Origin of the sequence: Aquitalea magnusonii, assembly GCF_002217795.2 — a bacterium.
Classification (GTDB): domain Bacteria; phylum Pseudomonadota; class Gammaproteobacteria; order Burkholderiales; family Chromobacteriaceae; genus Aquitalea; species Aquitalea magnusonii_B.
The window spans coordinates 611977-624275 of record NZ_AP018823.1 but is presented as its reverse complement, the minus strand read 5'-3'; the positions used below and the strand labels follow the sequence as shown (position 1 = coordinate 624275).

Here is a 12299-nt window from a genome sequence, read left to right as displayed (position 1 = left end):
GGCACATCGCAGCGGTATCACATCATAAGAAACACGGATTGGCGCGCCCGGATTCCAGGTTAGCCCCAACAAATAGTTAAGTTATTAATTAAATACATGCAACAGGAGACATCACCATGAGCGAGAACACCCTGCTGGCCAGGCTGCAGCAAATCCTGCCGGAAATCGCCGCCAACGCAGACCAGGCAGAAGCCATGCGCCAGGTGCCGGAACAAAACATCCGCCTGCTCAAAGGCATTGGCATGCATCGCGCCTTCCAGCCGAAGAAATACGGCGGGCTGGAAATCTCCCTGCCGGAGTTTGCCGACTGCGTGGCCGCACTGGCCGCTGCCTGTGGCGGCACCGCCTGGGCATTCAGCCTGCTGTGTACCCACAGCCATCAACTGGCCATGTTCTCACAACAATTGCAGGACGAAGTATGGGCCAACAACCCGGATGCCACCGCCAGCAGCAGCATTGCCCCGTTCAGCCAGATCGAAGAAGCCCAGGGTGGTGTTTATCTGAGCGGTGAAATGGGCTGGAGCAGCGGCTGTGACCATGCCGAATGGGCGATTGTCGGCATGCGCCGCAAAAATGCCGCGGGCGAACTGGTGTACAGCTTTGGCGTGCTGCCACGCAGCGATTATGAAATCCGCGACAACTGGTTTGCCATGGGCATGAAGGGCAGCGGCTCCAAAACCCTGGTGATTCGCAATGCCTTCATCCCCAATCATCGTATCGAGGCAGCCAAGGACATGATGGAAGGCCGCTCCAGCGGCTTTGGCCTGTACCCGGACAGCGATATTTTCACCACCCCGTACCGCCCCTACTTTGCCAGCGGCTTTGCCGCCATCAGCCTGGGTATTGCCGAACGCATGTTGCAGGCCTTCAAGGACAAAACCGCCAACCGCGTGCGGGCCTATACCGGTGCCAGCGTCGGCACTGCCACGCCGGCCCTGATGCGTCTGGCCGAATCCACCCACCAGGTGGCCGCCGCCCGCGCCTTGCTGGAAAAGACCTGGCAGGATCATGCCGCTCACGGCCGTCGCCGTGCCTACCCGGACCGCCTGACACTGGCCTACTGGCGTACCAATCAGGCGTATGCGGTCAAGATGTGCATCGAAGCGGTGGACCGCCTGTTCAGCGCCGCCGGTGCCACCAGCTGGATGGAGGGCAACGAGCTGCAACGCCTGTTCCGTGATTCGCACATGACCGGTGCCCACGCTTATACCGACTACGATGTCTGCGCCCAGATTCTTGGCCGCGAACTGATGGGTCTGGAACCCGACCCGAGCATGGTCTGAATCCTGCCAGCACAACAAAAAGCAAGGAGACAAGGATGCATACCAAGCCATCTGCCGGCGTGGATGACCCACGCCTGTTGCGCCGCGCACTGGGCAATTTTGCCACCGGCGTCACCGTGATGACGGCCTGCAGCCCCGATGGGCAGAAAGTGGGCATTACCGCCAACAGTTTCAACTCGGTATCACTGGACCCGCCACTGATTCTGTGGAGCATAGACAAGCGTTCGGGCAGCTACCCGGTATTTGCCTCGGCCAGCCACTTTGCCGTCAATATCCTGGCCGCAGACCAGATCAGCCTGTCCAACCGCTTTGCCCGCCCCAGTGACGACCGCTTTGCCGGGGTGGCACACACGCAAGGTGCCAGTGGCACACCGCTGCTGGAAGACTGTGCCGCGCGCTTTGTATGTGAGCGCCATGCCATGCATGATGGTGGCGACCACTGGATCATGCTGGGCAAGGTGGTGGCACTGGACGATTTTGGCCGGGCTCCATTGCTCTATCACCAGGGCAGCTATGCCATGGCATTGCCGCACAGCTTGCAGCGGAAGAAAGAAGCACCGTCCAACGCGTGCAGCACGCTGCAAAAGCGACTGTATAACAATATCTACTATCTGTTGACCCAGGCCGTGCGTACCTATCAGCACCACTATCAGCCACGCCAACTGGCCACCGGGTTGAGTACCAGCGAGGCACGCATGCTGCTGGTGCTGGAAAACGGACTTGATCTGACAGCCTTGCATGCTGAGGTCAATCTGCCTGAGCGGGAGGTTGAGCAGGCAGTGGCCATGCTGCTGCGCAAGGAGCTGATCAGCCAGGAGGGCCAGCACTACCAGTTGACCCACCAGGGAAGCCTGCAGGCAGAAGCCTTGCATGATCTGGCAGAGCAACAACAACAGGAACTGCTGGGACATCTGGACGAGGAACAGATATCGGTACTGAAAAAGGTGCTGCAGGGCATCATCCGCCAGCGCTAACGGGGGCTGACAGCTTCAGGTGCCGTTGCGCGCCTGAAGCTGCCTCACGGCATCACAGCATGGCCTTGGCCTGCAAACTGTCCTCCAGTGTCTGTAGCCGCAGCCGCAGGTCTTCCAACAGAATGCCTACCTGTTCCTGATTGGCTGCCTTGCAGGCTTTTTCCATCTGCTCACAATCACGTGCCACCTGCTGTGCGTCAATCAGCCGGGCAGCTCCCTTGATCTTGTGCAGCACCTGCGCCAGCTCACCCCACTGCTGTTGGCCATACAAGACAAACGCTTCGGCCAGATCCTGCCGGTTACTGTCCAGCAAGCGGGCCACAAATTTTTTCATCAGTCCCGCGTCGCCATCAAACAGGGCCGCCAGGCTGTCATCCATATATACCGGCAGCCGCTGCATGCTGCTGGCCAGGGCAAACCGCAGCAAGGTGGTATGCAGAACCGACAAGCTGACCGGCTTGGCCAGCAGGATATTGAAACCGGCCTCAGCCGCACGCTGCCGCTCCTGCTCGCCAGGATCGGCCGAGATGCCGATGACCGGGCGCATGTCACCGTCCTTGCGCAATTGCCGTACCAGGCAGAAACCATCCAACTGCGGCATGCCCAGATCAGTCAGCAGGCAATCAAACTGGCCTTGTCGCCATTGCGTCAGCGCCTCCAGGCCATTACTGACCCCAAGCACTTCACATCCCAGCCGCTGCAACTGGCTGTTGAGCAGAAACAGGTTGGCAAGATTATCCTCAGCCACCAATACCCGTGGCTGCAGACCATGAGCCCAGAGATCCCCGGCAGGCAGGGCCTGGCTCTCCGCCGCACCATAAGCAGCGGGTCCTGATTCGGATACAGCGCTGTGCAACGGATTATTCATGCGTTGCATCATTGAAAGAATCTGATTGTTTGACATGACACTGACACCTGTTTTTGATTATACGGATACGCCCACTCCCTTACGCAGAACAGCCATGCGGATGTACACGGTTGATCCGGACACCGCGCCTACAACTCACACAGCAAGGCTGGCGCAAGAAGCACTACAAGCTTAGAAAGAGGAACGGCATCACTATCCGGGTTATTTCTCAACAAACAATAGGAAAATTCTGATCATGCCAATCGCCGGGATTTACCATGCCAATTGGCCTGGCAAAAACCGTCAGGCTGTCTCATCCAGGCTGCAGACCAGGGACTGAATCAATGCAGACAGCCAGAACACAACGCGTTACATTGCTGCTTGATGGCAACAAGGCCAGCTCATTGCAGTGGCCAAAGACGGAGCAAGCATGATCCACCACCACCACCCCCTTACCTCAAGCTGCCTGGGCACTGAGCGTAAGCTTTCCAGCTTCCATTTCGGCCCAGCCGGCAGCCAGGCCGGCAAGGCTTATATCCAGGCATCACTGCATGCGGATGAACTGCCGGGCATGCTGACTGCCTGGGAATTGAAACAGACGCTATTGACGCTGGAACAGCAAGGCAAGATTGCCGGCGAAATCATTCTGGTTCCCCAGGCCAACCCCATCGGGCATGCACAGTCGCTGCAAGGTTATCAGTTGGGACGCTTCGATCTGGCCAGCGGACAGAATTTCAACCGCCACTACCCGCAGTTGACCAGTGCCGTGTATGCCGAGGTCAAGAACCAGTTGGGTGCAAACGCAAAAGCCAATACAGCCCTTATCCGCGCAGCCATGCGTCGACACCTGCGCCAACTGCCGGAACCGACCGAGTTGGTCAGCCTGCGCAAAACGCTGATGCTGCTGGCTGCCGATGCCGATATCGTGCTGGACCTGCACTGCGACAGCAATGCCGCCTTGCATGTGTATACCGGCACCCCGCTATGGGAGCAGTGCGAACCACTGGCGCGCTATCTGCAATCCCACGCGCAGTTGCTGGCCACCGACTCTGGTGATTATCCATTTGACGAAGCCTGCAGCCAGACCTGGTGGGAACTGCAGGCACGGTGCCAGCAAGATGGCTTGGATGTACCGATTGATATGGCCTGTCTGTCGGTCACGGTGGAATTACGTGGCCAGCACCAGGTTAACCGGCAACTGGCCCGGCAGGATGCTACTGCCATTCTGGATTTCCTGCGCTGGCGTGGGCTGATCAGCGGCGATGCGCCAGCCGCCATGCCGCCACTGCCCTACCCGGCCACGCCGCTGGCAGGATCGGAAAACCTGGTGGCCCCCCACCCTGGCGTCATCAGTTTCCTGCTGCCACCGGGCAGTGTGGTCGCGGCGGGCCAGCCTGTGGCTGAGATTATCGACCCCCTGCAGGACAAGGTAACGGTACTCAGTTCGGCCTATGGCGGCATGCTGTATGCACATGAACTGCACCCCTACGCCACGGCAGGAATGAGCGTGGCCAAGGTGGCAACCAGTCAAGCATTCAAGACTGGCAAGTTGCTGTCAGCATGAGGGGCGCTTAGCCCACATCAGGGGCAGCAGCAGATGCTGCCCTGGCAATGGCCAGCAACAAGCAGGATGGGCAGAGGCAGTCTGCGCCCTCCTCGCCCAGCGGTATCACCTGTGGCAGTTTCTCACACCAGCAGCGCTCTGCCGGCCCGCTGGCACCGCAACTGAAACTATCGCCACACTGCTGACACACCTTGGCCTGGGCTTGTGGCGGCAAGGACAGCAAACGGTTCCACACCGCTTTTTTCTCGAAATCACTGAAACCGGGCCAACCGGCGATTTCCTTGATGGTACGTCGGCAACTGGTGCAGTGTTCTCCGGTGGCATCCAGTTGGCAACGCTGCTGACATGGCGAGGGGATAGGCTGTCTCATGTCTGGTACCTGCTCACCAGACTGAGCCTGGTCGAGCCAGTCAACACCGACGTTGAGCACAAGGGCAGCGCCAGACTGCCGCGGCCGGATTGGGGCCGGGAGGAAATGCTACACGATTGATACATATACAACCTGCTACAAGGGAATCGTTCTAACCCGACACGCGGGACCAGACACCAACAATCATACGGCATGATAGCAAGTCACAACCATGACATGGAGATACAAACCGCTGGCTTGTCCATGCTCAAGAAAATGTCATTACCCGCATGTCCGCATCTCACCCTTCCATCACATCACTGCTATACCCCTTGTCAGCCACGTTGACACTATGCGTCTGCAAGGTATCAAGCTGCAGCATGCTCAAGCTGCGACCATAGACGCCGCCGGTATCCAGATACCAGACATTATCGATGCTGCGCACTCTGGATTGCGGTGTATGACCGACGCAAAGCATGAATACGCCGACAACCGGCTTGCGCGGCATTCCCTTGGCGCGCAGACGGCACCAGGTAATCTGCCGCAACAGCTTGCCGCCCTCCTTGCCCCAGGGCTCAGGCTGCGCCAATTGCGCACGCAGGACATTCCAATCATCCAATGGGCAGTCGGCATGCAACAGGCCGATCAGGCCATGCTCACAAGCAAGCTCGATGGCAAGTGGCAAGCGGTTGAATGCGTCACGGTAGGCTTGCTTGTCGCGTTCCGCCAGGCAGATGAACCAGCCGCCGCCATTGTTGAGATAGCGCTCGCAAGCGTCGGTTTGCGCCAGGTCGAATTCCAGCGCCATCTGTTCATGATTGCCCCGCACGGCATAAAACCAGGGCTTGGCCAGCCACTCCAGCACCTGACGCGATTCGGGACCACGATCCACCAGATCACCGACGGAAAACAGCCGGTCGCGGCTACCGTCAAACACCACGGTTTCCAGTAACTGGCGTAATTCGGTAAAGCAGCCGTGGACATCGCCCACGACAAAATCGCGACCGTTCTGGTTGGCGGGCAGGCTGACAAACAACTCACTCATACACAATCACAAAGGTTTTATTCATTTATCGCTGCATTATGCACATCTGTCCGGCCAATGCGGAAAATTGTCAGCGTATATACATGAAAAAACGGCGCAGGGTCTGCGCCGTTTCTGTCGGGACTGCCAGTCTGAATTACTGAGCGGCAGATGCCGCAGCCGGAGCGGCAGCGCCGCCACCGATGGTTTGCATCACTTTCCACTGACCGCCTTCAACCTTGTACACGGTAATGCCGCCGTCTTTCAGGTCGCCCTTGTCGTCGTAGGTCCAGTTGGAAGAAGTCACACCGGAGTACTTGATCTTGGCCAGTACCGGCAGGTAAGCCTTGGGATCGGTGGAGTTGGCATCCTTCATCGCCTGGATCAGCGCGCGGGTCGCGTCATAGCCGTACGGGGAGTAAGTGGCTACGTCGGTCTTGAAACGTGCCTTGTACTTGTCGGCATATTCCTTGCCCTTGGGCATTTGTTCCAGCGGCAGGCCAGCCAGCGAGGCGATGGAGCCTTCGGCTTCCTTGCCAGCCAGTTGCAGGAAGTTCGGGGTCTTGGTCATTTCGCCGGAGATCAGCGGAGCCTTCAGACCCAGGCGCTTCATCTGCTTGGCCATCGGGGCGGACTGGGCGTCAGCACCACCGTAGAAGATCACGTCCGGATTCACGCTCTTGATGGAGGTGAGAATGGCAGCGAAATCGGTTGCCTTGTCATTGGTGAATTCGCGCTTGGCCACGTCGCCACCGGCAGCCTTGACGGCTTTTTCGAATTCGTCAGCCAGGCCTTGGCCGTAAGCGGTGCGGTCGTCAACAATGACGATCTTCTTGGCTTTCAGGGTGTCCACCACGAACTTGCCCATCACGCTACCTTGCTGGGTATCAGAGGTCATGGAACGGAAGGTGTTCTTGAAGCCTTGTGCGGTAAATACCGGCGAAGTCGCCATGGCAATCATCGGGATGCCGGCGTCAGAGTAGATCTTGGAGGCCGGGATGGCGCAACCGGAGTTGAAGTGACCGATGATGCCGGCTACCTTGTCGTCCACCAGCTTCTGGGCCAGTTGGGTTGCGGTTTTCGGGTCGGCCTGGTCATCCTGGGCGTCCAGTTCGAAAGTCACCGGCTTGCCACCGATGGTCGGCTTCTCGGCGTTGGCATCTTCAATGGCCAGAGTCACGCCGTTTTTGTATTCTTCGCCATAGTGGGCTTGCGGGCCGGTCAGCGGTGCGGCAAAGCCGATCTTGACGGTATCGCCACCAGCGGCGGCAGCGGCCGGGGCAGATGCGCCAGCCGGCGCGGCGGCGTCATCTTTTTTGCCACATGCAGACAGTGCCAGCGCAGCAGCGACAGCGATGGTAACGGTGGTCAGCTTGGTGAATTGCATCTTGAATCCTCTATCTTTCGGTCTCTCCTGTCCGCTTGTGACGGACAGATCTCATGCAGCGAGCTTGTTGTAAGTTAAAACGCTGGCGGCATTATTCCAATGCCGACAGCACATGACAAGTAGCTTGGCACAGATCGCACCGTTGAGCCCCGGTTTGTGACCATTCCCGTCAACTGGAGAAGGTGGCACCGGGGCGGTCCGGGTCATCAGTCGCCAATACTCATCAGGCTGGCATTACCGCCCGCCGCGGTGGTGTTGACGCTGACTGCGCGTTCCACCACCAGACGATGCAGGTTGTAGCCATCCTTGCCGGCCAGTACCAGGGGAATCAGCGCACCATCACGCTGCGCCAGTTGCTGACGCGCCTTGGCAGCATCGTTCCCCTCATACAGCACGGCATCCAGCGACGCGGTCAGTACGTCTTGCGTCAACTCGACGTGACTGCCCAGCGTGGCGGCCAGTTGGCGATTGGCCGGCGAGTCCGCCAGCACTGCCACATTGCCGGTAGCCAGTACGGCCACCAGTTGTTCAGCCAGCATTGCACTACTGCTGGCCACGCACCCTACCTTGCCGCGGGCGGCAAAGCAAAGCGTGTTCTTTTCACCGGTCGGGCCAGGCAGGCTGACCTGATGAGTCAAGGGCGAGGCGCGACGTGCGGCATCAATACGGGCAGCCAGGCCAGGCACACCCATGCTGTCCGCCACCGCGGCCAGCTTGGACAGACCGGACAGATTGGCGGCCACCGGCTGCAAGGCCAGCTTGGGCGCCCATGCAGCGCGGGTCAGACGGTACAGGTAGAACGGGCCACCGGCTTTGGGGCCGGTACCGGACTTGCCTTCGCCGCCGAAGGGCTGCACACCCACCACCGCACCCACGATATTGCGGTTGACGTAGACATTGCCCACTTTGATCTTGTCGACAATATTGTTGATGGTTTCGTCGATACGGCTGTGAATGCCGTGGGTCAGGCCGTAACCGGTGCTGTTGATTTCGGCCACCACCTTGTCCAGCTGGCTGGCTTCAAAGCGCAGCACATGCAGTACCGGGCCGAATACTTCGCGGGTGAGGTCGGACAGGTTGTCGATTTCAAACAGCGTCGGCGCTACAAACGTCCCTTGCTGGCATTGTTCCGACAGCGGGGTCTGGTAGAACCAGCGCGCACGCTGCTTCATCTTGTCGATGTGTGCCAACAGGCCGGCCTGGGCTTCGGCATCAATCACCGGGCCGACATCGGTACTCAGCTTGGCCGGGTTGCCCACGGTCAGTTCGGCCATGGCACCCTTGATCATGGCGATCACCTTGTCGGCGATATCGCTTTGCAGGTACAGCACGCGCAAGGCGGAACAACGCTGACCGGCCGAATCGAAGGCCGAGCTCAGCACATCGGTCACCACCTGCTCCGGCAGGGCCGAGCTGTCCACGATCATGGCGTTCTGGCCGCCGGTTTCGGCCACCAGCACCACGTCCTCGCCACGCTTGGCCAGGGTGCGGTTGATGATTTGTGCCACTTCGGTGGAACCGGTGAAAATCACGCCCTGGATACGCGCATCGCTGGTGAGTGCCGCACCGACGATTTCGCCACGGCCCGGCAGCAGTTGCAGCACATCGCGTGGCACGCCGGCTTCGTGCAGCAGACGCACGGCATAGGCGGCAATCAGGTTGGTCTGCTCGGCCGGTTTGGCCAGCACCGGGTTACCGGCGGCCAGCGAGGCGGTCACTTCACCAATGAAGATGGCCAGCGGGAAGTTCCACGGGCTGATGCACACCACCGGGCCCAGCGGCTGGTGGGTGGCATTGTCGAAATTGGCGACGATCTGCGCGGCATAGTAACGGCAGAAGTCCACCGCTTCACGCACTTCGGCAATGGCATTGCTCAGGGTCTTGCCCGCTTCACGCACTGCCAGGCCCATCAGTGCCGGCATGTGGTCTTCCATCAGGTCGGCCATGCGGTTCAGGCAGCCGGCGCGGTCTGCCACCGGGGTATTAGCCCAGCGTGCGGCGGCAGCTTCGGCCAGTTGCAAGGCACGTTCCACATGTTCCGGCGTGGCTTCAATCACTTCACCGACGATGTCGGCGTGGTCGGCCGGGTTACGTACCGGCAGCTTGTCGCCTTCGCTGATATCAGCATCACCTAGCAAGGGGCTGGCCAGCCACTGCTGCTGTTCCGAGCCTTGCAGGCCGATTTGCAGGGCGGCAAGCACATGCTCGCTGGACAGGTCCAGGCCCTTGGAATTCTGACGCTCGCTGCCATAGAGGGAAACCGGCAGGGCAATCTTGTGATGCGGCTGACCGGCATGGCTGGCGGCTTCCGCCACCTGGTCGGTCACCAGTTCGTCGATGGATACGTTTTCGTCGACGATGCGGTTGACGAAGGAGCTATTGGCACCGTTTTCCAGCAGGCGGCGTACCAGATAAGCCAGCAGGGTTTCGTGCGAACCTACCGGCGCGTAAATACGGCAGGCCTTGCCCAGATTGTCCTTGCCCACCACCTGGTCGTACAGGGTTTCACCCATGCCGTGCAGGCACTGGAATTCGTAATCCAGACCCTGGCCCAGTTGATAAATGGCGGACAGGCTGTAGGCATTGTGGGTGGCAAATTGCGGGTAGATGGCATCCTGTGCGGCCAGCAGACGCTTGGCACATGCCAGATAGGAAATATCGGTATACACCTTGCGGGTATACACCGGGTAGCCCGGCAGGCCATCCACCTGGGCGCGCTTGATTTCGGCATCCCAATAAGCACCCTTCACCAGACGTACCATGAAGCGGTGACCGGAGCGGCGTGCCAGATCCACCAGATAATCGATGATGAACGGGCAGCGCTTCTGGTAAGCCTGCACCACCAGACCAATACCGTTCCAGCCTGCCAGGTCCTTGTCGAAAGCCAGTTGTTCCAGCAAGTCCAGCGACAGCTCCATGCGGTCGGCTTCTTCGGCATCGATATTCAGGCCGATATTGTATTGCTTGGCCAGAACCAACAATTCCTTCAGGCGGGCATACAGCTCGGTCATCACGCGTTCACGCTTGGCGCGGCTGTAACGCGGGTGAATGGCGGACAGTTTCACCGAAATGCCCGGACCATCGTAAATGCCGCGACCGGCAGACTCTTTGCCGATGGCGTGAATCGCCATCACGTAGTCTTTCATGTAACGCTGAGCATCATCCTCGGTCATGGCGGCTTCACCCAGCATGTCGTAGGAGAAGCGATAACCGCGTGCTTCGCGCTCACGGCCATTTTCCAGCGCCTGTTCGATGGTTTCACCGGTGACAAACTGCTTACCCAGCATGCGCATGGACATGTCCACGCCTTTGCGGATCAGCGGCTCGCCGCCCTTGGCGATCAGACGGGTCATGGCGGCAGACAGGCCTTGCTCGCTGTGCGAGGAAACCAGCTTGCCGGTCACCACCAGGCCCCAGGCCGCGGCGTTGACGAACAAGGAGGAGCTGTTGCCCAGGTGGGCTTTCCAGTCGCCACGGGAAATCTTGTCGCGGATCAGCTTGTCGGCCGTTTCCTTGTCCGGAATACGCAGCAAGGCTTCCGCCAGACACATCAGTGCAATGCCTTCCGCACTATCCAGCGAGAATTCATGCATCAGGGCATCCACCCCGCTGGAGCGCGTACGCTCATGCCGCACCTGGCTGACCAGGCGACGCGCCAGGTCCTGGGTAGCGCTTACCTGTGCCGGCTGCAAAGCCGCCTGCGGCAACAAGGCCTGTACACATTCCTGTTCATCGCGACGGTATGCGGATGTAATGGCATCGCGCAAGTCGCTCTGGTTTAGGGCAAACACCTCGAATTGCATGGAAAACTCCCGATTTTGTTCGCAGCCCGGTTTGTACCGGTTAAGATTTGCCTATTGTATACAATTGCATTTTTCTTTGTTCGACAATATAAAATATTCGTAGAAGTTAATATTGCATCCAAGGCAAACGAGCAAGGCAAATCAAGCGACTTGTCCTATTATTTGGCTTGCCGCAACTGCGTGTAGCTGTTGCATTGCCACAACGCTGTAGCTTAGTAAAACGGCATGCCCCCAATACCAGCAGCACTTGTCACGCCGTTTCCACTTTGTAGCCAATGACAGGATAGCCGTGCAGAATATTTTATTGACCCTGAATGCCAGCCCCTATGGCAGCGAACGCATCCTTAGCGCACTACGCCTGACACTTGCCCTCGCCAGCCATAGCCAGCCCAGTCGTATCAAACTGTTTCTCATTTCTGATGCCGTCATTACCGCACAAAGCGGTCAGGGCAATACGGCTGGTCCCAGCCTGGGCGAGATGCTGACAGAAGCCATGGCACACAGCGTGGCAGTCTATGTTTGCCGCAGCTGTGCCGAGGCACGCGGGCTGGATCAGACACGCCTGCTGCCCGGGGTAAAGATAAGCACCATGCCAGAGCTAGCAGGCTGGACACTGGAAGCAGACAAGGTGCTCAGCTTCTGAATAAAAAAAGGCCTGCCTCTCGGGGGGGAAGGCAGGCCAAAGGGCAGTTCACATCAAGCAATAGACAGTCAGATAGGACGAATCGACATTTCCGAGCGGACTTCGCGCACACCGGGGACATTGGCCGCCACTTCCAGCAAATGCCGGATGGCATCCCGGCTGGGGCTTGAACCCTGTAGCCTCACCATTCCGGCCTTTACCCAAGGATGCACCACCGAGCCAGAACCATCCGCCAGCGGCTTCAACACTTCATTCAATTCCCAGGCAATTTTTTCGTCGGCCGACAGGTGGGTAACCGCAACATGCTCAGCAATCGGATCAAGCACCAAGCTGCCGGCAGCCATCGCACCCTGCAGGGAAAGCAACAAGAAAAGCAGCAAGCCAGAACGTTTCATTTTCATTCCACACCTCACGACAAGAGCGTT

General features: G+C 58.9%; 10 protein-coding genes. 4 read left to right on the top strand and 6 right to left on the bottom strand.

Features of this window, described 5'->3' with window-relative positions:
* Positions 1–116: 116 nt before the first annotated feature.
* Positions 117–1283 (top strand): p-hydroxyphenylacetate 3-hydroxylase oxygenase component, encoded by a 1167-nt coding sequence (locus DLM_RS03010; protein WP_089082679.1) that lies wholly within the window; start codon positions 117–119, stop codon positions 1281–1283.
* 35 nt (positions 1284–1318) lie between these two features.
* Positions 1319–2257, top strand: coding sequence for a p-hydroxyphenylacetate 3-hydroxylase reductase component (locus DLM_RS03005; protein ID WP_089082680.1), 939 nt, complete (start codon positions 1319–1321; stop codon positions 2255–2257).
* A 52-nt stretch (positions 2258–2309) separates the two neighbouring features.
* Here DLM_RS03005 and DLM_RS03000 read toward each other — a convergent pair whose 3' ends face one another.
* Entirely contained in the window at positions 2310–3125 is an 816-nt protein-coding gene (locus tag DLM_RS03000) for a response regulator (RefSeq protein ID WP_167467028.1), read from the bottom strand.
* A 409-nt stretch (positions 3126–3534) separates the two neighbouring features.
* Between DLM_RS03000 and DLM_RS02995 the strand changes: the two genes are divergently transcribed.
* The gene (locus DLM_RS02995; protein WP_089082682.1) at positions 3535–4668 is read left to right on the top strand and encodes a M14 family metallopeptidase; all 1134 of its coding nucleotides are present in this window, start codon (positions 3535–3537) and stop codon (positions 4666–4668) included.
* Between the two features lie 7 nt (positions 4669–4675).
* Here the strand turns inward: DLM_RS02995 and DLM_RS02990 are convergent, their stop codons facing one another.
* The 4 genes from DLM_RS02990 to putA all read right to left on the bottom strand — a co-directional run bounded on the left by DLM_RS02990 (position 4676) and on the right by putA (position 11231).
* On the bottom strand, positions 4676–5038 hold the full coding sequence (locus DLM_RS02990; protein WP_089082683.1) for a DUF1289 domain-containing protein: 363 nt from the start codon (positions 5036–5038) through the stop codon (positions 4676–4678).
* 280 nt (positions 5039–5318) lie between these two features.
* On the bottom strand, positions 5319–6062 hold the full coding sequence (locus tag DLM_RS02985) for a metallophosphoesterase (RefSeq protein ID WP_089082684.1): 744 nt from the start codon (positions 6060–6062) through the stop codon (positions 5319–5321).
* A gap of 136 nt (positions 6063–6198) precedes the next feature.
* The gene (locus tag DLM_RS02980; protein WP_089082685.1) at positions 6199–7428 is read right to left on the bottom strand and encodes a branched-chain amino acid ABC transporter substrate-binding protein; all 1230 of its coding nucleotides are present in this window, start codon (positions 7426–7428) and stop codon (positions 6199–6201) included.
* 206 nt (positions 7429–7634) lie between these two features.
* Positions 7635–11231: a trifunctional transcriptional regulator/proline dehydrogenase/L-glutamate gamma-semialdehyde dehydrogenase gene (gene putA / locus DLM_RS02975; RefSeq protein WP_089082686.1), complete on the bottom strand. Its 3597-nt coding sequence runs from the start codon at positions 11229–11231 to the stop codon at positions 7635–7637.
* A gap of 289 nt (positions 11232–11520) precedes the next feature.
* Between putA and DLM_RS02970 the strand changes: the two genes are divergently transcribed.
* A complete protein-coding gene (locus DLM_RS02970) occupies positions 11521–11874 on the top strand; it encodes a DsrE/DsrF/TusD sulfur relay family protein (protein ID WP_089082687.1) in 354 nt (117 codons plus the stop codon).
* Between the two features lie 68 nt (positions 11875–11942).
* Here the strand turns inward: DLM_RS02970 and DLM_RS02965 are convergent, their stop codons facing one another.
* Positions 11943–12269, bottom strand: a complete 327-nt coding sequence (locus DLM_RS02965; RefSeq protein WP_167467027.1) for a BON domain-containing protein — start codon at positions 12267–12269, stop codon at positions 11943–11945.
* Positions 12270–12299: the final 30 nt, after the last annotated feature.